Genomic DNA, 21,854 nt, shown 5'->3' on the forward strand with positions numbered 1-21,854 from the left:
GCCTGACGGTTGACGAATGGTTGGCTTGTTTGATTTTACCTACTGTTGGTATGGAAAAGATATCCGGCATGACGTTAGCAGTCATAAATACTTTGGGAATGGACGCAACTGTTCGTATTATGTCCCTGAAAGATTTAATCAGGAGAAATTGATATGGAAGAGGTTATTTATGTTATCGATGATGATGATGCATATCGGTCGTTTGTTGTTCAGTTCTTAACAGCCGCGGGCTATCAGACATTTGACTTCAGTAATGCCGAAGAATTTTTATCCTCTCCCATCGTTGATCATCCTTCATGCTTAATCCTTGAATTAAACCTTCCGCGTATGAATGGCTTTGACGTGATGGATGCACTCAAAGCGCGTGGATGCGCTATACCGGTACTCATTCTGACGAAGAGCGGCTCAATCCCTTCCTGCGTTCGGGCAATGAAAGCAGGCGCCCGGGATTTTTTGACCAAACCGGTCGAACCTGAACAACTTTTGCGCGTGGTGAATGAGGTATTGATCGACGCGACAAACCATTTTCTGGAACAGCAACGGTTATTTGAACTGTGCAAAAATTACCAGGCGTTGACGCGACGTGAGAAACAGATTTTTGAGCTGGCAATTAATGGCTTGCAAAATAAACAAATCGCATCGGAACTGGGCATAACAGAAATTACGGTGAAGGTACATCGACGCAGGGTGATGGATAAAATGCAGGTTCGTACGTTAGCGGATCTGGTACATGCTGCCGGCACGTTGCAAATCGGTAAATCCCGATGTCCACCCCGCAGGCTTTATTGATAACGCGGCGATCGTCACCGGACAGTTTATATCACCCTGACATTCATTCAGATTATTGTCCCCCTGGGGTGTTGAATTTTGCTACTCTATGAGAGGTAACGCCTCTCAACCGGGGCGGTCTACGATAATGGAATGAATTGATTATGAGTGAAAATGATACTATCCCAAAGAAGTCTACAAGCCAGATTAACAAAGCGGTATTCTTCACATCTGCTTTGTTAATTTTCCTTCTTGTCGCCTTTGCCGCAGTATTCCCGGATCTGGCCGACAAAAAATTCAAACTCCTGCAGCAACAGATATTCACCAATGCCAGCTGGTTCTACATTCTTGCTGTCGCCCTGATTTTACTGAGTGTTACTTTCCTCGGTCTTTCGCGTTACGGTGATATCAAACTGGGGCCGGATCATGCCCAGCCTGATTTCAGCTACCATTCCTGGTTTGCGATGCTGTTTTCGGCAGGGATGGGGATCGGCCTGATGTTCTTTGGCGTTGCCGAACCGGTAATGCATTACCTTTCGCCACCCGTCGGCACCCCTGAAACCGTAGCCGCAGCGAAAGAAGCCATGCGCCTGACGTTCTTCCACTGGGGACTGCATGCATGGGCCATCTATGCCATAGTGGCGCTGATTCTGGCATTCTTCAGCTACCGTCACGGTTTGCCATTAACGCTGCGTTCCGCACTCTATCCCATCATCGGCGATCGCATCTACGGTCCTGTCGGCCATGCAGTCGATATTTTTGCGGTGATAGGGACGGTCTTTGGCGTTGCCACATCGCTGGGTTACGGTGTTTTGCAGGTTAATGCCGGTCTGAACCACCTTTTTGGGGTGCCCATCAATGAAACGGTGCAGGTCATTCTGATTGTGGTGATTACGGGGTTAGCGACGATTTCAGTGGTGTCCGGTCTGGACAAGGGAATACGTATCCTCTCTGAACTCAATCTGGGTCTGGCTGTTTTACTTCTGGCGCTTGTGCTGTGTCTTGGACCAACCGTACTTTTACTGAAATCTTTTGTCGAAAATACCGGCGGTTATCTTTCGGAATTAGTGAGTAAAACCTTTAACCTTTACGCCTACGAACCGAAATCAAGCAACTGGCTTGGTGGCTGGACGCTGTTGTACTGGGGATGGTGGCTTTCCTGGTCGCCGTTTGTCGGTATGTTCATCGCGCGCGTATCCCGTGGCAGGACAATTCGTGAGTTTGTTACGGGCGTGCTGTTTGTTCCCGCAGGTTTTACCCTCATGTGGATGACGGTGTTTGGTAACAGCGCCATTTATCTCATCATGAATCAGGGAGCAACAGACCTGGCAAATACCGTCCAGCAGGATGTCGCGCTGGCCCTGTTTAATTTCCTTGAACATTTCCCGTTTTCCTCAGTGTTGTCATTTATTGCAATGGCGATGGTCATTGTCTTCTTTGTCACCTCGGCTGACTCCGGGGCGATGGTTGTGGATACGCTGGCATCGGGTGGCGTCGCTAGCACGCCTGTATGGCAGCGAATTTTCTGGGCCTCGCTCATGGGGATTGTGGCCATTGCATTGCTGATTGCGGGTGGGCTGAGCGCGCTGCAAACCGTGACAATAGCGAGCGCATTACCGTTCTCCGTGATCTTATTGATCTCAATATACGGACTGTTAAAAGCCCTGCGTCGGGATTTGACCAAACGTGAAAGTCTGAGCATGGCGACGATTGCGCCGACTGCCGCACGTAACCCTATTCCGTGGCAGAGAAGGTTGCGCAATATTGCCTATCTGCCGAAACGTTCTCTGGTGAAACGGTTTATGGACGACGTTATCCAGCCTGCCATGACGTTGGTTCAGGAAGAACTGAACAAGCAGGGGACGTTGAGTCATATCAATGATGCGGCTGACGATCGTCTCCGGCTTGAAGTTGATTTAGGCAATGAGCTGAACTTTATTTATGAAGTGAGGCTACGTGGCTATAATTCGCCAACTTTTGCTCTTGCCGCTATGGATAATGACGAGCAACAGGCAGAGCAACACCGCTATTATCGCGCTGAAGTATATCTGAAAGAGGGCGGTCAGAACTATGATGTGATGGGCTGGAATCAGGAACAGCTTATCAATGACATACTGGACCAGTACGAAAAACATCTGCACTTCCTGCACCTGGTTCGTTAATACAAAAATGCCGTCCGATGGGACGGCATTTATTTTGCCACTGACTGTGTGAGACAGCCTTATGTTAGCCACTGTACTTATCGTTATTGTTGCGTTAATCCATCTCTATATTCTGGTGCTGGAGATGTTCCTGTGGAACACCAAAACCGGGCACAAGGCTTTCAATCTCACGCCCGATTTTGCGCGTGAAACCCGCGTACTGGCTGCGAATCAGGGGCTGTATAACGGTTTTCTGGCGGCGGGTCTGCTCTGGGGACTCTGGCTCGGAGAGCGCGGTGTCCCTGTGACCGTCTTTTTCCTGAGCTGCGTGCTACTTGCCGGAATTTTTGGCGCAGCGACTGCCAGTCGAAAAATCCTCTATGTTCAGGCTATGCCGGCTCTCGCTGCCTTACTTGCGCTGCTTATCTAATACTTTGGTCAACGTAATGCGTCCGCTATACTCGGTGCATCACCCGCTAAATGACAGACGAGAGACTGTTTATGAACAACGATATTCCGCTTAAATATTATGACATCGTCGATGAGTATTCGACGGAAACCGCTGAGCCAGTCAGTGAGTCAGAGCATGACGCGCTAGCGTACTATTTCCAGCTGCTGCTGACGCGGTTAACGAACAACGAGGAAATCAGCGAGGAAGCCCAGCAGGAAATGGCCAGTGAGGCGGGGATCCGCACGGTACGCATCGACGATATTGCGAATTTCCTTAATCAGTGGGGGAACGAGTAGCCCGCAAGGGCATTCTCATCGTAAGTTTCTTCGCCAGTTCACTGCGTGTCAGTGATTTTGAGAAGTACCACCCCTGGATCAGAGCGTCAGGATACCTGTCCGCAATAAAATGATACTGGGTTTCACTTTCCACCCCTTCGAAAACGAGCGTTTTGTTGAGCCTGGCAAGCGCATCGCAAAAAATAGCAAAAATATTCTGCTTATAATGTTCATTGATACCGTCCACCAGCGACTTATCGATTTTGATTTCGTCATATTCCAGCAGAGAGAGTCGGTCCAGGTTTGAGTTTTTCACGCCGAAATCGTCTATCGATATTCTCACCCCACGTTTTTTCAGCTCCAGACAAAATCCTTCCAGAATATCCGCACTGGATACCGCTTTTTCTGAAAGTTCCACTTTTATCAAAGACAGGGGGATGTGATTAAATGCACATTCACGACGTAACGTCTGGATAAACTGCCCATCTTCAATCTCTGTTCGCCCAACGTTCAGCGAAATCATCAGCTGATGTTTAATGGCAAGCGGTGCGATCTCAGACAGCGATTTTTCAATAATATTAATATAATACTGTCGGTACAGCCCAATTTTCTTAATTAAAGGAATAAACAGTTCCGGGGAGACATCGGTGCGATGATAATCGCGCCATCTCGACAGCACTTCTACCCCGACAATGCTTTTATCCTGGATACGTATAATCGGCTGGTAGTTAACGCTGATAGAATTGTTTTTTACCGCCTTAACCAGCGTTCGCTCCAGTGAGAAGCGATCTTCGTAAATGCGCATGAAAAACAACGAGATTGCGGTCCAGATAAAACACAGAATAGTCGTCAGAAGAATAAACACCACAATGGGGAGCGAAGCCAGGCCCGCGTCGTAATGCTTCACCGTAACGCATATGTCCCATCGCGTGCTGCACTGCGTCAGGGTCAGGGTAAAAAACGCTGAATCTGGCCAGTGGTGTTTTATGACATCTGGCTTAACCGAGAAAAATGTTCGGTCGAAATCTTTCGTCGTGGTACTCAGCGCATAGTTTGCCGTAACCGGCGTGAATTTATCGTAGGCATAACGCGAGGTGAAAATAATCACATTATTATAGATTGCCGCGTTGCCAGTGAAAAAATCCTTTCTCGAAAACTGCGCTAACAGAAAGCCTCTTGGTGTTTTATGGAGTTCTGTCGGTAGAGGGACTGGAGTGGCGAGCTTACCCCAAAAGGCAGTACAGACGACTTGCCCATTTTCAACAAAACCGATATCGGAAAAATAGGGGCTGTCGAGTTTTAGCTTTCTGTAGCGATCAAGGCTGGTTTGATTGCAGCCTCGGGTTGTTACCTCTTTAAGGGCCAGCGCGATGCTTTCGGATAATCCTTCGGAATAGTGCAAAAGCGTCTGGGCGATCTCACGCTGTTTATCCTTCTGCTGGCTGATGATAACCGCATTCACCGCATACAGAGACAGAATGACCAGAATCGTTGATACGATAGCAACGGCAATGATTTTTTTCATTTTCCGGTTATCCTGTCAGCTCCCTGATGGGGTGAATCTTAACACAGCCGGGGCAGGGTACAAGCCTGGTACTCACGGGAGAGAGCGGCAGGCGCCAGGGGATCTCCGTAATAACCCTGACGCAAATTTTAGTGAAGCAAAATAATAACCGCTTCTTATTGTGCGCTTAAGTGCAATTTATTTTCCTCTTATCCTGACCTTTGTTACAGTGACACGAGTTGTCAGCCAGGGATGTCAGGCGTGATAAGGTGGAAAAGCTCGTGCATGTGAAAAATACTTTTTACACAACAACCATTACTGTCATCATTGTCTCGTTGATCATCTCGTTGTCGCTTGCGGTCCAAATTACCACGTCCAGACAGCAGTCAATTCAGCAAATTAATACCGGCGTTGCTAACCTGAGCCATACCCTGGATGTTTATACTGAGGGGATCATGCGTCAAAGCGAAATGCTGATCACCACCATTTCAGACATGATCGACATTTATGGTATGACCCCGGAACAGGCGACCAATATTCAACGGATAATAGAAAATCAGGATAATCTTCTTAGCCAGATTAACAATGTGGTTATTTACGATGTCAATGGTGACATCTTTACGGCATTGTACGGACGTTTTTCCGGGCCGCGAAAAGGGGCTGACAGATCGTTTTTTATCTATCACAAGGAAAATAAAAGTCAGCAGATTTTTATTGGCCAGCCGGTCGTGAGCAGAACGAACGGGAAATGGGTGATTACGATCAGTCGACGGCTTGAAACGCAGACCGGAGACTTTAACGGCGTTGTCGTGGTGACGCTTGGAATCGAAAATTTTCTGGCACTCTACGGGCAGATTAATATTGGCCATGCTGGTGTCATTGGCCTCACGACACAATCCGGCGTGTTGCTGGTTCGTTATCCGTTTAAAAATAACTACATTGGCGCGATTGTTTCAGACTCACCCCTGTTCAGAGAATACCTGAAGGTACAAAATTCAGGGATTGCCAGCTCGGTTTCGCGGTTTGATAAAGTCGAACGCATTTTCGCTTTTGAGAAAAACAAACGTTACGGATTGGTTACCACCGTTGCAGTGAGTAAAGAAGAAGCACTTGCAGCCTGGCGTAAGCAGGCCATTCAGCTCGCCGTACTCATTCTTATTTTTACCGTGGCGCTTATCGTCGCGTCTTATTTCCTCTATTCGGATCTGTCCAGAAAAACCAGAGATAACAAAGAGCTCAAGATAATAGCCTCTGAAGATGCGCTGACGGGGCTTTTCAACCGCCGCACGTTTGATGAAAAAATTCTGTCTGAAATCGCCACGTGTGCGGATAACGACACGCCAATTTCTATCCTCATTGTCGATGTCGATTATTTCAAAAAATACAATGATAACTACGGTCACCCAGAAGGAGACCGATGCCTTACCCTACTGGGGAATAGCCTCAGAGAGAGCCTCACCCGCAACAACCAGCTTGTGGCGCGTTATGGCGGCGAAGAGTTTGCGCTGATCCTGCCAGACGCCGATATTCAGGAAGCCATCCGCCTGGCCCAGACGATCATCCGCAATGTATTTTCACTGCATATTGAGCATGCCTTTAGCCCCTTTGGACGGGTAACGGTCAGCGTCGGGGTGTCAACCGCACGTGCCGTTTACATTGCAGGCAGCCAGCAGAACATTATTATTGCGGCTGACCAGGCGCTCTATCAGGCAAAACGCGCAGGACGCAACCGCTATGCCTTTATCGCCGTGTAAGCGGGCAAAAAAATGCCCACTAAAGCGTGGGCAAAAATACTGGAAGCAATGTGAGCAATGTCGTACTGAATACCTGAGCGTTTAACTCAACTATTCAGTGTTGAGAAAGATAATCTTTCTCATCTTAAGTTGCAACCCCACATTTCGTGTGGTGCAGTTTTGGATACTAAATGCGCACTCTCTCGCTGTGATACTAATCACAAATTTCCTTTCCCGGATCCTGTGCTATCCTTTTTGTGTCGTTGATTTAATGACAAAAACCATACAGAGAGGAAAGTTATGGGAATTTTATCCTGGATTATCTTTGGGCTTATTGCGGGTATTCTGGCGAAGTGGATCATGCCGGGCAAAGATGGCGGTGGTTTTATCGTTACCGTGATACTGGGTATTGTCGGCGCGGTCGTCGGCGGCTGGATCAGTACGCTGTTCGGGTTTGGCAAAGTTGACGGTTTCAACTTCGGCAGTTTTGCTGTCGCCGTGATCGGCGCGCTGGTTGTTCTGTTTATCTACAGAAAAATCAAAAGCTAAGTTTGATAAGCGTTAAAAAAGGCTGCCAGATGGCGGCCTTTTTACGTTGCGGTGTTACCACCAGCCAAATTGCGTGCCAGCAACGGCGACGATGGCGACGAGCAGCATAATGAGGGTGGTTTTTCTCATTTATGCTCCCGGAGCCGCGTAACCACCGACAAAAAACCATGCTAAAAAAACCACCGCCGTTATAAAAATAACGACCGGGAAGAGGATCCCTATTCTCATGCCATCACCTGTTTTGGTTTTCAGAATGCCGTAGAGTGTACGGGGTTAATCCAAAACGTGAAAGCGCGTTTTGCCTTTACCCTTTTTATCCTGATACATCGCAACATCCGCGACGCGTAATGCGCTGTCCGGATCCATCCTGGCAGGATCAACTTCGACAACTCCCAGGCTTGCACCCGGGTACACAATACTCACACTGCCCAACCCGTATTGGCCGGCAATCCGGTCGCGAAGCCGTGCCCTGAGCTGGTTAATCTGGCCATCGACAGCCTGATTTTCCGCTTTACTCAGGCAGGCTACCAGGAACTCATCGCCCCCCAGGCGGCCGATAATCTCGTCTTCGGTCTTTTCATCTGACAGACGTTTGCCGACTTCAATGAGGAATTGATCGCCTGCTTCATGCCCGTACTGGTCGTTAATCCGTTTAAAATCATCCAGATCGATAAAAGCGATAATTACGTTGCGTTTAAGGTGGCGGCCTAAAGAAAACAGGGTATTGAGATCTTCAAAGATGGCGCGGCGGTTGGGTAAACCGGTGAGAACGTCGGTAAAGGAATAGGCGATGAGCGCTGCATTCGCTTCTCGAAGTTGAGAAAGCAACGACTCTTTCTGAATATACTGGGCAATCAGCCCGGCAAAGAGTTTTAGCACGTGTTCGCCGCGTTCACTGAGCAGCTTCTTTTCCGTGCTGGTCGCACAGAGCGTGCCGTACAGGGAACCATCCGCCAGGTGAACCGGCACGCTCATGTACGTGGTAATACCGAGCGCTTTCGCGGCATCGCAATCCGCCCAGCGTTCAGGAACCTCGTTACTGAAAATGGTGTCACTGTCCAGCGCACGTTTGCACAATGTATCGCCCCAGGGCACGCTTAGTCCCTCCGGGATCTGCATCTGCTTACTGTTTCGGGCATACAAAATATGCTGAAGACGGGCATTGATATCGACCTTCGTCAGGTAGGTCGACTCCATTTCGGTCACAAGTTCCAGCATCTCCAGCAACTGGCGAACGAGACTTTCAAGGGATTGTTCCGTGGTGAGCGTTTCTGACACTCGGGCCAGGATGATATCTGACATGACGTAGGTTGACTCCCATGCACAAGACGTCTGCATCTGCATGTTATGCTGAAAATTTCGACTTCAGCCATAGTAAAACATGAATGGTGAGAATTTTATATATCCACCAGAAGCAGGCAGGGGAGAAAAAGGCCCCGTTGTTGAGACCGGGGCAAAGACATCTTGATTACGGAATGATGTTCTCTGGTCATAAGGAGAACACGCCTCACTATAGTGTTGAAAAGTGCAGTTAAAATGGAGAAATGATGGAGAAAGCGACGGCGACCCGTTACCCTTATCTTCTGATGATGTAAAAAGGATCAACACGATGAGATTTCTGCTTTTGGCTCTCGCGCTACCCCTGGCGGCCTGTACCACAAAAACGTCTCCACCTGTTGCCCCACCGCCGCCGCATAGGGTGGGGATGGCTAACCCTGCCTCTGTCTATTGTCTGGAAAAAGGAGGAGAGCAGATCCCAATCCAGAGCCCGCAGGGCGTGCGTACGGAGTGTAAATTGCCCGGTGGCGAAGTCATCGACGAATGGGAGCTCTACCGCCGCGATCATCCGCAACCCGCCAGGTGACAGCAGGACAAAGATTGCGATACACTTCTCTTTAGGATTATTCTTAGCCAGTTTCTGGCCACCGTTATCGTGAGAGAAGTATGTTTCAGCTTAAACCGGGCAGCATGGCGTTGATCATTGGTGCCCGCACGGCCTCAGGCCGTCGCAATGTGGGTAAATCCGTTGAGTTGTTTGGCCTTTGCCAGCCCGGCCAGCGCTTCGTTAACCCGGTCAATGGCGTGATGACGCAGCTGCCTGCGACAGCGGATCGCGCGCTCTGGCTGGTGACGGGCGATGTCTACGCCTTTGATAATCAGCACGGTTTTGCGTTTGTGCGCGCCGAACATCTGCTGCCGCTCACGCCGGATGAGGCACCGCAAACCTCCGATGCGCTGACGGCCAGCTAATCACAGATGGCGCAGCCAGTCGGCTAAGACCATTGCGTGATTCTGTTCGGTATTTTTCGCGGCGTAGAGAAGGGTTAAGGTTTGCTGTCTGGCGAGGGTTGCAAGACGCAATCCTTCGTCTTTATGCTGCGCCAGCTCTTCCCGATACGCCTGGCTGAAGGCAGCGAAATCAATGGCTTCACTGTGAAAGGCCTTACGTAACCCGTCAGAAGGTGTGAGCGCCTTGCACCATTCATTATGCACAAGGTCTGCTTTTTTCACCCCTCGCGGCCACAGTCTGTCCACCAGCACCCGATAACCATCCTCCGGGGCTGCCTGTTCATAGACGCGCTTGCACTGAATCATCATTTCCCCCTCCCAATTTAAGGTATTGTGATTATTGCAGAAGATCGGTAGTCTGAGGTTCCTTATGTTATCTGATAATACTCTGGCATAAGGAACCTTTCATGGAACACCTCCCGGTTAAAACGACGCTGCGCATTGCGCTGGTTGGCGATTACAATCCCGATGTGATTGCGCACCAGGCGATCCCGCTGGCCATTGATGATGCTGCTGCAGTACTGGATCTCACCGCTGATTACGACTGGCTAGCGACGACGGAGCTGACCAGCCCTGAAGACCTGGTGGGTTACGATGCCATCTGGCTGGTTCCTGCAAGCCCCTACAAAAACACCGAAGCCGCATTTATCGCTGCACGCTACGCGCGCGAAAACAGCATTCCGTTTCTCGGCACCTGCGGCGGTTTTCAGCATGCATTGATTGAGTATGCGCGTAATGTGCTCGGCTGGAGCGATGCGGCGCACGCCGAAACGGATACCGAAGGCTCAATGGTGATTGCGCCGCTGACCTGCTCGCTGGTGGAAAAAACCGATGCGATTGAACTGCGTAACAACACGCTTATTGCGAAAGCCTACGGCAAGCCGGAAATCGAAGAGGGATATCACTGCAACTACGGCGTATCGCCGGAATTTGCGCAGGAACTGGAGAGCGGTGATATGCGCGTGACGGGCTGGGACGAGCAGGGGGAAATCCGTGCCGCAGAGCTGGTTACCCATCCATTCTTCGTGATTACCTTATTCCAGCACGAGCGTGCAGCGCTGGCGGGGCGTCCGGTGGTGTTGGTACAGGCGATGCTGCGTGCGGCAAGGGGATAAATAACAGGCAGACCGTCAGGTCTGCCACTGTTTTTAGCGTGGCGTGATCTCCCGGTCTCGCCCGGCAAGCATGCCGCAGATGGCCATCACCACCGAGGCCAGCGCGCAGGCCAGAAGGGGGATCTGCCAGTCACCGGCGGTATCGTGAATTTTCCCCATCAGCGGAGGCCCGCAGGCGGCCAGCAGATAACCAATCGACTGCGCCATACCGGACAGTGCCGCCGCCTGATGAGCAGAGCTGGCGCGCAGGCCGATGAACGTCAGACCGAGGATCATCGTTGCTCCGGTGCCAAAGCCAAACACCAGCGTCCACACGACCGCCAAATCCGGTGCAAACCAGAAACCGGCCGCACTCACTGCGCACATCAGGGCTACGGCGCCGGCGATCCCGCGTTGATCGTTCAGGCGATGCAGGATCAGCGGTACGGCAAGGCCCGGAATGGCCGTGGCCAGCTGTAAGAGTCCGTGCATGGAGCCCGCCTGCGCTTCGCTGTAGCCGTGGCTGAGTAATATCGCGGGCAACCAGCCGATGATGACGTAGTAAATCAGCGAGTTAATGCCGAGAAAGAGCGTCACCTGCCAGGCGAGGGCAGAACGCCATATGGCGCGGTTGTGCAGCGCCCCTGCACCGGTCACCGTGGCGACCTGCTTCTGGCGCCACTGCGGCAGCCAGAGCAGCAGCGCCAGCAGGGGAAAGATCATCAGCATCAGCAGCGCGCCATGCCAGCCTGCGGCTCCCTGGGCGAGAGGAACAATCAGCGCCGAACCGAGCGCCGCCGAAACGCCCATCGTCAGGGAATAGGCCCCGGTAAGGCGGGCAACCTGGCCGGGAAAGTCGCGTTTGATTAAGCCCGGTAACAGCACATTCCCGAGCGCGATCCCGCAACCTATCACCGCCGTACCGGTAAACAGCAGGGCCGCGGAGGGCAGAGAGCGCACGACAATCCCGGCGCAGATCAGCAGCAGGGCGAGGAACAGGCTGCGCTCCATGCCGATACGCCGTGCTACGCCCGCGGCAAGCGGCGAGACAAGGGCAAACGCTAATAGTGGCAGGGTGGTTAGCAGGCCGGTTTGCGCGGTGGTTAATCCATATTCAAGGCGAATGGTATCGAGCAGCGGCGCTGCTCCGGTAAAGGTGACGCGAAGCGTCGTGGCAATCATCAGAATGCCGGCGATCAGCAGCGCGCCTTTGCGAGTAGCAGTAGTCATTGTTTTCTCATACGTTCAGGCGAGCGCACACAATACCGATTTTCGCCGTGGTTGAAATCAGGCTAAAATGACAGTTTATCGCTAATATCGGACAACCTGATGAACGGTCTGGGACTCGACGGCTACGATCCCGATAGCCAATTCGATGCGGCGGTCGCGTTTCGCATCCGCGTGGTAGCGCAGGAGCAATATATTCCGCTCCATCAGCACCGCAAAGGGCAGCTGATTCTGGCGCTGGGTGGGGCAATCACCTGTGAGGTAGAAAATGCCATGCTGATGGTACCGCCCCAGTATGCCGTGTGGATCCCCGGGCAGATGCCCCACAGCAACAGGGCCACGCCAGGCGCGCAGCTCTGCTTTTTGTTTATTGAACCTGGTGCCGTCAGTCTGCCGGACCGGTGCTGTACCCTGAAAATATCGCCGCTGGTGCGGGAGCTGATTCTGTCGCTGGCGGGAAAAACGCGTGAGCAACTGCCGCTTGCCACCACCTCGCGTCTGGTGGATGTGCTGTTTGATGAACTGCCGCTCCAGCGACAGGAACATTTACAGCTGCCCGTTTCCCCTCATCCTAAAATTCGGTTGATGAGCGAAAAGATGGCGGAAGAGCCCGCCGCGTGGCAGACGCTGGCGCAATGGGCGAACCACTTTGCCATGAGTGAGCGCAACCTGGCACGGCTGGTGGTCAAAGAGACGGGCTTAAGCTTTCGCCGCTGGCGCCATCAGCTGCAGTTAATTGTGGCGTTGCAGCTGCTGATTGGCGGGAAGTCAGTTCAGCAGGTGGCGCAGTCACTTGGTTATGACTCCACCACCGCCTTTATTACGATGTTTAAAAAGGGGCTGGGGCAAACGCCTGCGCGCTATATTGCCAGCCTGACTACGACTTCCCAATAAACAGCGAAACCAGCCCGGCGGCAATGAGCGGGCCCACCGGAACGCCGCGAAAGAGCGCCACGCCAAGCACCGTTCCCACCAGCAGGCCAGCCACCAGCGAGGGCTGGCTGCTCATCAACGTGACGCCGCGACCACCCAGCCATGACACGAAAATCCCCACCGCGATAGCCACCAGTGATTTCCAGTTAACAAACGAGTGCAGCAGCGTTGAGGCCGGAAGCGTGCCGCTGGCAATGGGGGCCATCACCCCAATGGTCAAAATGATTATCCCGATCGTCAGGCCTTGTTTTTCTATCCACGGGAAAAAAGTGTTTAACGGGGTGACGCGCACAATGATCAACACCAGGATCGAGATGGCGACGGTGGTGTTATGGCTGATAAAGCCGAGTGCAGCGAGTGCCAGAAGAATGAGCAGAGTAGGGTCAAACATGAGGAGTCCTTGCCAGAATAGTAAGCCTGCTTACTTTACGCGGAAAAACGGCTGACGACAGTGTTTTAAAAAAAATAGGGGATTGTCATATCCGTGTCATTTGCAGGGGATAAAACGGCATCAGGCATCGCAAAGGGTCGCTAAGATGAACGATCACATGTTTGTTGAAACGCTGATTATCTCCTCATCGTTTTTCGCTATTGCGGTGATTTTGATCGCATCAGTTCTGTTTCTGGAAAAGAGAGGCTGACAGAGGTGTCAGCCATCACGGTCACGCTTTACGAAACGTCACCAGTTCAGGGCGGGCAATGCGCAGATAATCCTGGGTATCCATGATCACGGATTTTTCCAGCAGACCGGCATTGAACGCGATTTCGTCAAAACGCTCGAACAGGAGCGGGTCGGCGACCAGCGTCAGATCCGGATGGAAGCTAAACGGTGGGATAGCGCCAAACACGCAGGCGGTCAAATGATCGACTTCGGCCGGGCTTGCGAGAGAGGCTTTTAAGCCGCCGAAATGGCTGGCAAGCTGGCTCAGGTCGGCCTGCTGGTCAGCGGCCAGGATCGCCAGAACGTGTTTTTTTACGCCGTTTCCCTTCACTTTGCAGACCAGCGCTTTTGCGCCTTGCCCCAGATCGGTTCCGCGGATTTCGCTTACCGCTTCGCATTTTCCTACGGCCTCGTGCTCCATCACGCGAAAGCGCGCACCTTGCTGCGTTAACAGCGAAATGAGTTGCTGGTGGGTAGCCGTACCCTTAACCTCATCAGACATAGTCAGTTTACCTGTTATCTGCCAATACGCAGTTTCCAACAGTAGCACAGATCTTTTTGCGAAGGGGATGGACGAAAGGTAAAGAAAACAGCCAGCGTGTCGCTGGCTGTGTGGTCAGGCATTGCTGGTGGCCGATTGCTTGTGGAACAGCTCCCGGAACACCGGATAAATATCATCCTGATCACGGATGTGTTGCATGGCGAAGTTATCGAACATCGATTGCAGATGTTCATATTCTCGCCACAGCGTCTGGTGAGCACGACGCGTGATTTCGATATAGCTGTAGTAACGCACCACCGGCAAAATTTTCTTCGCCAGAATGTCGTGACACAGCGGCGAATCATCCGCCCAGTTGTCGCCATCCGACGCCTGCGCGGCATAGATGTTCCACTGAGCCGGATCGTAACGCTCTTTCACCACCTCATCCATCAGCTTCAGGGCGCTCGATACGATGGTGCCGCCGGTCTCCTGCGAGTAGAAGAACTCATGTTCATCCACCTCTTTGGCCTGGGTGTGGTGGCGGATATAAACCACTTCCACGTTCTTATAGGTTCTGCTCAGGAACAGATAGAGCAGAATGTAAAAACGCTTCGCCATATCCTTAGTGGCCTGGTCCATTGAACCGGAGACGTCCATCAGACAGAACATGACAGCCTGGCTCGAAGGCTCCGGCCGTTTTTCGTAGTTTTTATAGCGCAGGTCGAAGGTATCGATAAACGGTACCCGCTCAATCTTCGCCCTCAGCTCGGCAATCTCTTTACGCAGGCGCTCCTCTTCCAGCAGTTGCGCCGGTTCTGTGTTTTCTACCACCTTCAGGCTGCTTTCCAGTTCGCGCAGCTCCCGCCGTTTACCGGCCGTCATGGCCGTGCGCCGCGCCAGCGAGTTCTGCAGCGAACGAACGACGCTGATATTGGCCGGTACGCCGTTCGCGGTATAACCCGCGCGATGGGTTTTGTATTCGTTAAGCTGACGGTGCTGGTTCTTTTTCAGATTAGGCAGCGCCAGATCCTCAAAGAGCAGGTCGAGATACTCATCTTTTGAGATCTGAAAGACGAATTCATCCTGACCTTCACCATCCTGACTGGCCTGTCCTTGACCGCTTCCTGAACCACCGCCGCCTCCTTGTGGGCGCTCGATTCTGTCGTTCTGAACGAAGTGGTCATTACCTGGGTGTACGCGATGGCGCAGGCCGCCACGCCCCTGATGAAACATCGGTTCGCTGATGTCATCGGTGGGGATGGAGACAGACTCGCCGCTGTCGACGTCGGTTACCGAGCGTTTGTTGATGGCCTCGGAGATCGACTGTTTAATTTGCGCTTTGTAACGGCGCAAGAAGCGCTGGCGATTCACCATGCTCTTGTTTTTGCCGTTCAGACGCCGGTCAATAAACCAGGTCATATACCCCCCGTACTGCATTTGCCAACTTGCATTTTGTCGGCCCGGTGAGCGTTAAACGCCACCGGGCACTTGTTTTAAGACGATTTCCGTACGCGCAGATACCATTCGCACAGCAAACGAACCTGTTTGCGGGTGTAGCCTTTTTCCATCATACGGTCGACAAAATCGTCGTGTTTTTTCTGCTCGTCAGTTGAGGTTTTGGTGTTAAACGAAATGACGGGTAACAGCTCCTCGGTATTTGAGAACATTTTCTTCTCGATGACCGTGCGCAGTTTCTCGTAGCTGGTCCAGTTCGGATTACGACCGTTGTTATGCGCTCTGGCACGCAGTACGAAGTTCACAATTTCGTTACGGAAGTCTTTCGGGTTACTGATCCCGGCAGGCTTCTCAATTTTTTCCAGCTCCGCATTCAGGGACTCACGGTCAAACAGCTGTCCGGTATCCGGGTCGCGGTACTCCTGATCCTGGATCCAGAAGTCAGCATAGGTGACGTAACGGTCAAAGATGTTCTGGCCGTATTCTGAATAGGATTCCAGGTAGGCCGTCTGGATCTCTTTGCCAATGAACTCGGCATATTTCGGGATCAGATAACCTTTCAGGAACTCAAGGTAACGTTCCGCCTGCTCCTGTGGGAACTGCTCGCGTTCAATCTGCTGCTCCAGAACATAGAACAGGTGGACCGGGTTGGCCGCCACTTCCGCATGGTCGAAGTTAAACACGCGGGAGAGGATCTTAAACGCGAAACGCGTGGACAGACCGTTCATGCCCTCGTCGACACCCGCGTAATCGCGGTACTCCTGATAAGACTTCGCTTTCGGGTCGGTATCTTTCAGGCTTTCCCCGTCATACACGCGCATTTTGGAGTAGATGCTGGAGTTTTCCGGCTCTTTCAGACGCGACAGGATGGAGAAGCGCGACAGCGTTTCCAGCGTGCCCGGTGCGCATGGGGCATGCATTAGCTCACTGTGGTTAAGCAGTTTTTCGTAAATTTTGATCTCTTCGGAGATCCGCAGGCAATAAGGCACTTTGACGATGTACACACGGTCAAGGAACGCCTCATTGTTTTTGTTATTTCGGAAGGAGACCCACTCGGATTCGTTCGAGTGCGCCAGGATGATGCCGTTGAACGGCAGGGCAGAGATACCTTCCGTCCCGTTGTAGTTCCCCTCCTGGGTGGCCGTCAGCAGCGGATGCAGCACTTTAATGGGTGCTTTAAACATCTCGACGAATTCCATAATGCCCTGGTTCGCCCGGCACAGTGCGCCGGAGTAGCCGTAGGCATCCGGGTCATTCTGGGCGTAGTTTTCCAGCTTACGGATATCGACTTTACCGACCAGCGCCGAGATGTCCTGGTTGTTCTCATCACCCGGTTCCGTTTTGGCGATGGCGATCTGCTCCAGAATGGATGGCCACACTTTCACGACGCGGAATTTGGTGATATCGCCACCAAACTCATGCAGGCGTTTCGCCGCCCACGGCGACATGATGGTGCCGAGATAACGACGCGGAATGCCGTACTCTTTATCCAGAATTTGCGCATCTTCCTGCGGGTTAAACAGGCACAGCGGATGGTCGTTCACCGGGCTGCGTTCACCGTTGGCGCTCAGCACATAGATAGGCACGCGCTGCATCAGCGATTTCAGCCGTTCAGCCAGCGACGATTTACCGCCACCCACCGGGCCGAGTAAATAGAGGATCTGTTTCTTCTCTTCCAGACCCTGAGCAGCATGCTTCAGGTAGGAGACGATTTGCTCGATGGCATCTTCCATGCCATAGAACTCTTCAAACGCCGGGTATCGGGCGACCACCCGATTCGAAAAGAGACGGGAAAGCCGTGGTTCCTGGGCAGTATCAACCATGTTTGGCTCACCAATAGCCATCAATAGCCGTTCTGCCGCGTTGGCATAGGCACTGCGATCTTGCCGACAGATGGTAAGAAACTCCTGCAGTGTGAACTCTTCGTCCTTGGCAGCTTCATAGCGCTGGCGATAGTGATCGAATATATTCATGGCATGCCGTCCTTTCGTTTTTTAGCACAGGATAAGAGCCGTTCGTATGAGTAGTGGAGGCTCCCGGAAGAGAATCTCTCGCACCTCACTGCCAGAGCAGCAACCTGTGTGCCAGGTCAGACGCTAAGAACCGCGGGGCGTGCAGGAAAACTCTTCTTAAATTAAAGCGTAGATGGCATTTGCAAAACTTGCATGCTGATAAAATCTAATTTCAATGACATATCAATAACTCATCCAAAAATATCCATTGCCGTTATATGTCATACGGGCATTTTTCACCCTGCGGTCACAGAAGTGAAAACGGCCTGTCATCTGAAAAATGAAAAATAACGGGTTAATCAAACTGATTAGCAGGCAAAAAATTTGGGGAAGTACGGGTCTGGCGGTTACACTTCTCCCGCTGATTATTTGACTACAGGAAAGAATGGATTGTGACCAAACTCAAACTTCTGGCATTGGGCATACTCGCCGCGACCGCAGTTAGCACCGCACAGGCGGAAAGCCAGTGGACGGTAGGTGCGGGCGTTGGCGTCATTAACAGCCCGTATAAACAGTATGATCGTGATGTTTATCCCGTTCCGGTTGTCACCTATGAAGGCGATAACTTCTGGTTCCGTGGACTCGGCGGCGGCTACTATCTGTGGAACGATACGGCCGATAAGCTCTCCATTATGGCCTACTACGATCCGACGCACTTCAAACCGGGTGACAGCGACAGCCACGCCCTGCGTCGACTCGACAAGCGTAAGAGCACCATGATGGCGGGTCTCTCTTATGTGCATAACACCGAGTATGGCTTCCTGCGTACCGCGCTGGCGGGAGACACGCTGGATAACAGCAACGGCTTTATCTGGGATCTGGCGTGGCTCTATCGCTACACGAACGGTGCGTTAACGCTGACGCCAGGTATTGGTGTGCAGTACAACAGTGAGAACTACAACGACTACTACTATGGCGTTTCTAAGAATGAATCCCGTCGTAGCGGTCTGAAGAGCTACAGCGCAGATGATGGTTGGGATCCGTACCTGGAGCTGACCGCGAGCTACAACTTCCTGGGTGACTGGAACGTATACGGTACTGGCCGTTACGAGCGTCTGAGCGACGAAGTGAAAGACAGCCCAATGGTCGACAAGTCCTGGGCGGGTATTTTCTCTGTCGGTGTGACCTACAAGTTCTGATTGTGCATCAAAACAGTGCAATCTTTGCATTATAACGGGGCGCTTGCGCCCCGTTTGCATTGTGCTGGTGCGGTCATAACCATACCGCGTCAAAGGCTTAGCGCTTCACAATGCGAATAGTCTGCCCTAAGCGAGACGGTTTTTCTTCGCTGGCTTTTTGCGCCGTAGTGACGCAGGCCGTTTCAACGCAGACAAACGTTTTGTAACCGTCATCGGGCACGTCGGCCATGCTCACTGAGAGTGCCGGACCTGGGTTCCAGCCCACCACGTTGCTGTGATGATGGTGAATCACTTCGATGCCACGGTTGAGGGCACTGTCGTGGATCACGTTGCACGCTTCCGGATGCAGGTAAACGCGGTCGGTACGGTCAGGGAAGGTCTGCACGCTGTCGCTGAGTTTCCCTTCTTTTGCATTGTCCACTTTGTCGATATAGGTATCGCCAAGGCCGCTCACTTTTACCGCGCTGATATCACCCACGTTGAAGTAGGTGTGCAAGGCAGAGGTCGTTTCAAACTCGCCGTGCGCTTCCAGCTCAATCTCGCAGGTTTTACCCAGCTTGAAGCGGGCGTACAGGGTAAACTCGTGCGGCCACAGCGCACGGGTCTCGTCATTGGCCTGAAGCTCAAAGGTCAGCACGGCACCGTTATCATCTTCGTTATGCGCTTTCAGGGTCCACTGCTGGTTGCGGGCAAAACCATGAGAAGGCAGTCCCTGCTGCGCTGACGGCCCAAACCATGGCCAGCAGACAGGCACGCCGCCGCGGATCGCCGCTCCTTTTTTGAAAGAGGTCGCATCGCTCAGCCACAGCACTTCCGTTTCACCTTCCGGTTTCCAGGAGAGCAGGTGGGCGCCGTTCAGCGCAACGGAGGCTTTCACACGCGGGTGGTCAACGACGATAACATCAGCGCCATCAATCTGGCGACGGGAGAGCACAGGGGTAAGTTGTTCGACTACCGGAAGTGCAAAAATTTTATTAATCATTAAGCAATCCTCTGTCTTATAAATAAAAAAGGCGACCGAAGTCGCCTTTTTGGATCAAGCACTCATTCCAGTTTATTTGGAGATGTGAGCGATCAGGTCCAGTACTTTGTTAGAGTAGCCAGTTTCGTTGTCGTACCAGGATACCAGTTTAACGAAGTTGTCGTTCAGTGCGATACCTGCTTTAGCATCGAACACGGAAGTGCATACTTCGCCGTTGAAATCGGTAGATACAACGTCGTCTTCGGTGTAACCCAGAACGCCTTTCATTGGGCCTTCGGAAGCAGCTTTGATTGCTTTCTTGATGTCTTCGTAAGAAGCAGCTTTTTCCAGACGAACGGTCAGGTCAACAACGGATACGTTAGGAGTTGGAACGCGGAAAGCCATACCAGTCAGTTTGCCATTCAGTTCTGGCAGTACTTTACCTACCGCTTTAGCAGCACCGGTAGAGGATGGGATGATGTTCTGAGCCGCGCCACGGCCGCCACGCCAGTCTTTGTGAGACGGGCCGTCAACGGTTTTCTGAGTAGCGGTGGTCGCGTGAACGGTAGTCATCAGACCTTCGATGATGCCGAAGTTGTCGTTGATAACTTTTGCCAGCGGTGCCAGGCAGTTGGTGGTGCAGGATGCGTTAGAAACGATATCCTGGCCAGCGTAAGTTTCGAAGTTAGCACCACGAACGAACATTGGGGTGTTGTCTTTGGAAGGACCAGTCAGAACAACTTTTTTCGCACCCGCGGTAATGTGTTTACGCGCAGTTTCGTCGGTCAGGAAGATACCGGTTGCTTCAGCAACAACGTCAACACCGATTTCGTTCCATTTCAGGTTAGCTGGGTCTTTCTCAGCAGTAACGCGGATGGTTTTGCCATTAACAACCAGGTGGCCGTCTTTCACTTCAACGGTGCCGTCGAAACGACCGTGAGTTGAGTCGTACTTCAGCATGTACGCCATGTATTCAGCGTCCAGGAGATCGTTGATACCAACGATTTCGATGTCAGAACGTTTCTGAGCAGCACGGAAAACAATACGGCCGATACGGCCAAAACCGTTGATACCTACTTTGATAGTCATATATTCCACCAGCTATTTGTTAGTGAATAAAAGGTTGCCTGTAAAATTACAAAAACCTTACGCAGCGTCAAGCGGAATCGTGTCAATCATTGCGACAAATCAATCCTGTGACTAACGTTTGTGCGACTGACTCGCCTCACTTTCCCTTTGAGCTAGCAACCACATGGGGGCTGCGCCCGGAATTTTAAAGGCCTCGCAGGATAAATATGTGAGCATGATCACAATTGCCTGACCGCCTTTTCGCGACACATAAGTTTAGATCAAAAGTGCACGCAAGGGTGTTAATGTTTTGTTAGAATCCGGGTTAAAAGGTGTCTGTTTCTACAGCGAGATGTAAGCATATGTCGAACCAACGTAACCCTGACGATTTGAAAAAAAACCTCACAGAAATGCAGTTTTACGTGACGCAGAATCACGGCACGGAGCCGCCATTTACCGGGCGTTTACTGCATAACAAACGCGATGGCGTATACCATTGCCTGGTCTGTGACGCCCCGCTGTTCAATTCACAAACGAAATACGATTCTGGCTGCGGCTGGCCGAGCTTTTACGAGCCGGTGAGTGATGACGCGATCCGCTACTTAACTGACTCGTCGCACGGGATGGTGCGTACCGAAATTCGCTGCGGCAACTGCGATGCGCACCTGGGGCATGTCTTCCCGGATGGCCCTCAGCCAACGGGCGAGCGTTTCTGCGTTAACTCAGCTTCTCTGAGCTTTAGCGACGATGAAAACGGCGACCAGATTAAAGGTTGAAAAAACGATTCAGCAAATTATTCCTTTGAAAGGGAGAGATCGTGAATATTGATGACATGATTAACGGTATGACGCCGGAGGTTTATCAGCGTCTGGTCACCGCCGTTGAGCTGGGGAAATGGCCTGATGGCGTTGCCTTAACCCCGGAGCAAAAAGAGAACAGCCTGCAGCTGGTCATGCTGTGGCAGGCGCGCAACAATACCGATGCGCAGCACATGACAATCGATACCAACGGCCAGATGGTGATGAAGAGCAAGCGTGAACTGAAGGAAGAGTTTGGTATCACGCCAAAGCCGATTGCGACGATGAAAATACAATAACGGTGTAGGTTGATGTC

Annotated in this window: 26 protein-coding genes; 14 read left to right on the top strand and 12 right to left on the bottom strand. The window is 51.9% G+C overall.

Annotation, left to right across the window (positions count from 1 at the left end; genetic code table 11):
- Positions 1-153 precede the first annotated feature (153 nt).
- The 4 genes from ACOTZF_RS01705 to ACOTZF_RS01720 all read left to right on the top strand — a co-directional run bounded on the left by ACOTZF_RS01705 (position 154) and on the right by ACOTZF_RS01720 (position 3,656).
- The gene (locus ACOTZF_RS01705; protein ID WP_029881986.1) at positions 154-789 is read left to right on the top strand and encodes a response regulator transcription factor; all 636 of its coding nucleotides are present in this window, start codon (positions 154-156) and stop codon (positions 787-789) included.
- A gap of 143 nt (positions 790-932) precedes the next feature.
- On the top strand, positions 933-2,930 hold the full coding sequence (locus ACOTZF_RS01710; RefSeq protein WP_058651470.1) for a BCCT family transporter: 1,998 nt from the start codon (positions 933-935) through the stop codon (positions 2,928-2,930).
- 61 nt (positions 2,931-2,991) lie between these two features.
- Complete coding sequence (locus ACOTZF_RS01715; RefSeq protein ID WP_029881988.1) at positions 2,992-3,339, top strand: DUF1304 domain-containing protein; 348 nt, start codon at positions 2,992-2,994, stop codon at positions 3,337-3,339.
- A 71-nt stretch (positions 3,340-3,410) separates the two neighbouring features.
- Complete coding sequence (locus ACOTZF_RS01720; protein WP_013097073.1) at positions 3,411-3,656, top strand: YmjA family protein; 246 nt, start codon at positions 3,411-3,413, stop codon at positions 3,654-3,656.
- On the opposite strand, the gene ACOTZF_RS01725 is transcribed toward ACOTZF_RS01720, so the two are convergent.
- Positions 3,634-5,160 (bottom strand): EAL domain-containing protein, encoded by a 1,527-nt coding sequence (locus ACOTZF_RS01725; protein WP_058651471.1) that lies wholly within the window; start codon positions 5,158-5,160, stop codon positions 3,634-3,636. The two genes, ACOTZF_RS01720 and ACOTZF_RS01725, sit on opposite strands and share 23 nt — an antisense overlap.
- Positions 5,161-5,408: 248 nt before the next feature.
- On the opposite strand from ACOTZF_RS01725, the gene ACOTZF_RS01730 reads away from it, so the two are divergent.
- Together ACOTZF_RS01730 and ACOTZF_RS01735 are read left to right on the top strand one after the other, a co-directional pair.
- Positions 5,409-6,893 (top strand): sensor domain-containing diguanylate cyclase, encoded by a 1,485-nt coding sequence (locus ACOTZF_RS01730; protein ID WP_412059306.1) that lies wholly within the window; start codon positions 5,409-5,411, stop codon positions 6,891-6,893.
- A 279-nt stretch (positions 6,894-7,172) separates the two neighbouring features.
- Complete coding sequence (locus tag ACOTZF_RS01735; RefSeq protein ID WP_008500746.1) at positions 7,173-7,421, top strand: GlsB/YeaQ/YmgE family stress response membrane protein; 249 nt, start codon at positions 7,173-7,175, stop codon at positions 7,419-7,421.
- Positions 7,422-7,475: 54 nt separating this feature from the next.
- On the opposite strand, the gene yoaJ is transcribed toward ACOTZF_RS01735, so the two are convergent.
- Genes yoaJ through ACOTZF_RS01750 form a run of 3 tightly spaced genes read right to left on the bottom strand, consistent with a single transcriptional unit; the run spans position 7,476 to position 8,723 of the window.
- Positions 7,476-7,550: a protein YoaJ gene (gene yoaJ / locus ACOTZF_RS01740; protein ID WP_071830143.1), complete on the bottom strand. Its 75-nt coding sequence runs from the start codon at positions 7,548-7,550 to the stop codon at positions 7,476-7,478.
- The gene (locus tag ACOTZF_RS01745) at positions 7,551-7,649 is read right to left on the bottom strand and encodes a YoaK family small membrane protein (protein WP_014883431.1); all 99 of its coding nucleotides are present in this window, start codon (positions 7,647-7,649) and stop codon (positions 7,551-7,553) included.
- A 45-nt stretch (positions 7,650-7,694) separates the two neighbouring features.
- Positions 7,695-8,723 (bottom strand): sensor domain-containing diguanylate cyclase, encoded by a 1,029-nt coding sequence (locus tag ACOTZF_RS01750; RefSeq protein WP_129252759.1) that lies wholly within the window; start codon positions 8,721-8,723, stop codon positions 7,695-7,697.
- Between the two features lie 307 nt (positions 8,724-9,030).
- Between ACOTZF_RS01750 and ACOTZF_RS01755 the strand changes: the two genes are divergently transcribed.
- The gene (locus ACOTZF_RS01755) at positions 9,031-9,285 is read left to right on the top strand and encodes a DUF333 domain-containing protein (protein WP_038979863.1); all 255 of its coding nucleotides are present in this window, start codon (positions 9,031-9,033) and stop codon (positions 9,283-9,285) included.
- 80 nt (positions 9,286-9,365) lie between these two features.
- On the top strand, positions 9,366-9,671 hold the full coding sequence (locus ACOTZF_RS01760) for a periplasmic protein (RefSeq protein ID WP_038979865.1): 306 nt from the start codon (positions 9,366-9,368) through the stop codon (positions 9,669-9,671).
- On the opposite strand, the gene ACOTZF_RS01765 is transcribed toward ACOTZF_RS01760, so the two are convergent.
- Positions 9,672-10,016 (bottom strand): DUF488 domain-containing protein, encoded by a 345-nt coding sequence (locus ACOTZF_RS01765; RefSeq protein WP_072036483.1) that lies wholly within the window; start codon positions 10,014-10,016, stop codon positions 9,672-9,674.
- Between the two features lie 101 nt (positions 10,017-10,117).
- Between ACOTZF_RS01765 and ACOTZF_RS01770 the strand changes: the two genes are divergently transcribed.
- A complete protein-coding gene (locus ACOTZF_RS01770) occupies positions 10,118-10,825 on the top strand; it encodes a CTP synthase C-terminal region-related (seleno)protein (protein ID WP_014831497.1) in 708 nt (235 codons plus the stop codon).
- 33 nt (positions 10,826-10,858) lie between these two features.
- Here ACOTZF_RS01770 and ACOTZF_RS01775 read toward each other — a convergent pair whose 3' ends face one another.
- On the bottom strand, positions 10,859-12,034 hold the full coding sequence (locus ACOTZF_RS01775) for a CynX/NimT family MFS transporter (protein ID WP_058681433.1): 1,176 nt from the start codon (positions 12,032-12,034) through the stop codon (positions 10,859-10,861).
- Positions 12,035-12,133: 99 nt separating this feature from the next.
- Here ACOTZF_RS01775 and ACOTZF_RS01780 point away from each other — a divergent pair, with 99 nt between their 5' ends.
- The gene (locus ACOTZF_RS01780) at positions 12,134-12,925 is read left to right on the top strand and encodes an AraC family transcriptional regulator (protein ID WP_038979869.1); all 792 of its coding nucleotides are present in this window, start codon (positions 12,134-12,136) and stop codon (positions 12,923-12,925) included.
- Here ACOTZF_RS01780 and ACOTZF_RS01785 read toward each other — a convergent pair.
- Positions 12,909-13,355: a DUF441 domain-containing protein gene (locus ACOTZF_RS01785; RefSeq protein ID WP_008500737.1), complete on the bottom strand. Its 447-nt coding sequence runs from the start codon at positions 13,353-13,355 to the stop codon at positions 12,909-12,911. The two genes, ACOTZF_RS01780 and ACOTZF_RS01785, sit on opposite strands and share 17 nt — an antisense overlap.
- Positions 13,356-13,500: 145 nt before the next feature.
- Between ACOTZF_RS01785 and yoaI the strand changes: the two genes are divergently transcribed.
- Positions 13,501-13,605, top strand: coding sequence for a small membrane protein YoaI (gene yoaI, locus ACOTZF_RS01790; protein WP_020690334.1), 105 nt, complete (start codon positions 13,501-13,503; stop codon positions 13,603-13,605).
- 21 nt (positions 13,606-13,626) lie between these two features.
- On the opposite strand, the gene ACOTZF_RS01795 is transcribed toward yoaI, so the two are convergent.
- The 3 genes from ACOTZF_RS01795 to yeaG form a co-directional block, all read right to left on the bottom strand.
- Positions 13,627-14,127, bottom strand: coding sequence for a YbaK/prolyl-tRNA synthetase associated domain-containing protein (locus tag ACOTZF_RS01795; RefSeq protein WP_013097062.1), 501 nt, complete (start codon positions 14,125-14,127; stop codon positions 13,627-13,629).
- A gap of 114 nt (positions 14,128-14,241) precedes the next feature.
- Complete coding sequence (locus ACOTZF_RS01800) at positions 14,242-15,525, bottom strand: YeaH/YhbH family protein (protein WP_057071578.1); 1,284 nt, start codon at positions 15,523-15,525, stop codon at positions 14,242-14,244.
- Between the two features lie 74 nt (positions 15,526-15,599).
- Positions 15,600-17,534: a protein kinase YeaG gene (gene yeaG, locus ACOTZF_RS01805; RefSeq protein ID WP_013097060.1), complete on the bottom strand. Its 1,935-nt coding sequence runs from the start codon at positions 17,532-17,534 to the stop codon at positions 15,600-15,602.
- 431 nt (positions 17,535-17,965) lie between these two features.
- Between yeaG and ACOTZF_RS01810 the strand changes: the two genes are divergently transcribed.
- Complete coding sequence (locus ACOTZF_RS01810; protein ID WP_129317764.1) at positions 17,966-18,712, top strand: MipA/OmpV family protein; 747 nt, start codon at positions 17,966-17,968, stop codon at positions 18,710-18,712.
- 97 nt (positions 18,713-18,809) lie between these two features.
- Here ACOTZF_RS01810 and ACOTZF_RS01815 read toward each other — a convergent pair whose 3' ends face one another.
- Both ACOTZF_RS01815 and gapA read right to left on the bottom strand, forming a co-directional pair.
- Entirely contained in the window at positions 18,810-19,694 is an 885-nt protein-coding gene (locus ACOTZF_RS01815; protein WP_129252761.1) for a D-hexose-6-phosphate mutarotase, read from the bottom strand.
- A 72-nt stretch (positions 19,695-19,766) separates the two neighbouring features.
- Positions 19,767-20,762, bottom strand: coding sequence for a glyceraldehyde-3-phosphate dehydrogenase (gapA, locus tag ACOTZF_RS01820; protein WP_013097053.1), 996 nt, complete (start codon positions 20,760-20,762; stop codon positions 19,767-19,769).
- A gap of 341 nt (positions 20,763-21,103) precedes the next feature.
- Between gapA and msrB the strand changes: the two genes are divergently transcribed.
- Positions 21,104-21,517, top strand: coding sequence for a peptide-methionine (R)-S-oxide reductase MsrB (gene msrB / locus ACOTZF_RS01825; RefSeq protein ID WP_013097052.1), 414 nt, complete (start codon positions 21,104-21,106; stop codon positions 21,515-21,517).
- Positions 21,518-21,558: 41 nt separating this feature from the next.
- Positions 21,559-21,837, top strand: a complete 279-nt coding sequence (locus ACOTZF_RS01830; protein WP_013097051.1) for a YeaC family protein — start codon at positions 21,559-21,561, stop codon at positions 21,835-21,837.
- Positions 21,838-21,854 lie beyond the last annotated feature (17 nt).

Origin of the sequence: Enterobacter cloacae complex sp. SHL021 (assembly GCF_049237765.1) — a bacterium.
Lineage (GTDB): Bacteria > Pseudomonadota > Gammaproteobacteria > Enterobacterales > Enterobacteriaceae > Enterobacter > Enterobacter cloacae.

Excerpts from the sequence above, each read along its gene's own strand:
- ACOTZF_RS01705 (WP_029881986.1), top strand. The coding sequence starts at position 154 with ATGGAAGAGGTTATTTATGTTATCGATGATGATGATGCATATCGGTCG.
- ACOTZF_RS01710 (WP_058651470.1), top strand. The coding sequence starts at position 933 with ATGAGTGAAAATGATACTATCCCAAAGAAGTCTACAAGCCAGATTAAC.
- ACOTZF_RS01715 (WP_029881988.1), top strand. The coding sequence starts at position 2,992 with ATGTTAGCCACTGTACTTATCGTTATTGTTGCGTTAATCCATCTCTAT.
- ACOTZF_RS01720 (WP_013097073.1), top strand. The coding sequence starts at position 3,411 with ATGAACAACGATATTCCGCTTAAATATTATGACATCGTCGATGAGTAT.
- ACOTZF_RS01725 (WP_058651471.1), bottom strand. The coding sequence starts at position 5,160 with ATGAAAAAAATCATTGCCGTTGCTATCGTATCAACGATTCTGGTCATT.
- ACOTZF_RS01735 (WP_008500746.1), top strand. The coding sequence starts at position 7,173 with ATGGGAATTTTATCCTGGATTATCTTTGGGCTTATTGCGGGTATTCTG.
- ACOTZF_RS01745 (WP_014883431.1), bottom strand. The coding sequence starts at position 7,649 with ATGAGAATAGGGATCCTCTTCCCGGTCGTTATTTTTATAACGGCGGTG.
- ACOTZF_RS01750 (WP_129252759.1), bottom strand. The coding sequence starts at position 8,723 with ATGTCAGATATCATCCTGGCCCGAGTGTCAGAAACGCTCACCACGGAA.
- ACOTZF_RS01755 (WP_038979863.1), top strand. The coding sequence starts at position 9,031 with ATGAGATTTCTGCTTTTGGCTCTCGCGCTACCCCTGGCGGCCTGTACC.
- ACOTZF_RS01760 (WP_038979865.1), top strand. The coding sequence starts at position 9,366 with ATGTTTCAGCTTAAACCGGGCAGCATGGCGTTGATCATTGGTGCCCGC.
- ACOTZF_RS01765 (WP_072036483.1), bottom strand. The coding sequence starts at position 10,016 with ATGATTCAGTGCAAGCGCGTCTATGAACAGGCAGCCCCGGAGGATGGT.
- ACOTZF_RS01770 (WP_014831497.1), top strand. The coding sequence starts at position 10,118 with ATGGAACACCTCCCGGTTAAAACGACGCTGCGCATTGCGCTGGTTGGC.
- ACOTZF_RS01775 (WP_058681433.1), bottom strand. The coding sequence starts at position 12,034 with ATGACTACTGCTACTCGCAAAGGCGCGCTGCTGATCGCCGGCATTCTG.
- ACOTZF_RS01780 (WP_038979869.1), top strand. The coding sequence starts at position 12,134 with ATGAACGGTCTGGGACTCGACGGCTACGATCCCGATAGCCAATTCGAT.
- ACOTZF_RS01785 (WP_008500737.1), bottom strand. The coding sequence starts at position 13,355 with ATGTTTGACCCTACTCTGCTCATTCTTCTGGCACTCGCTGCACTCGGC.
- yoaI (WP_020690334.1), top strand. The coding sequence starts at position 13,501 with ATGAACGATCACATGTTTGTTGAAACGCTGATTATCTCCTCATCGTTT.
- ACOTZF_RS01795 (WP_013097062.1), bottom strand. The coding sequence starts at position 14,127 with ATGTCTGATGAGGTTAAGGGTACGGCTACCCACCAGCAACTCATTTCG.
- ACOTZF_RS01800 (WP_057071578.1), bottom strand. The coding sequence starts at position 15,525 with ATGACCTGGTTTATTGACCGGCGTCTGAACGGCAAAAACAAGAGCATG.
- yeaG (WP_013097060.1), bottom strand. The coding sequence starts at position 17,534 with ATGAATATATTCGATCACTATCGCCAGCGCTATGAAGCTGCCAAGGAC.
- ACOTZF_RS01815 (WP_129252761.1), bottom strand. The coding sequence starts at position 19,694 with ATGATTAATAAAATTTTTGCACTTCCGGTAGTCGAACAACTTACCCCT.
- gapA (WP_013097053.1), bottom strand. The coding sequence starts at position 20,762 with ATGACTATCAAAGTAGGTATCAACGGTTTTGGCCGTATCGGCCGTATT.
- msrB (WP_013097052.1), top strand. The coding sequence starts at position 21,104 with ATGTCGAACCAACGTAACCCTGACGATTTGAAAAAAAACCTCACAGAA.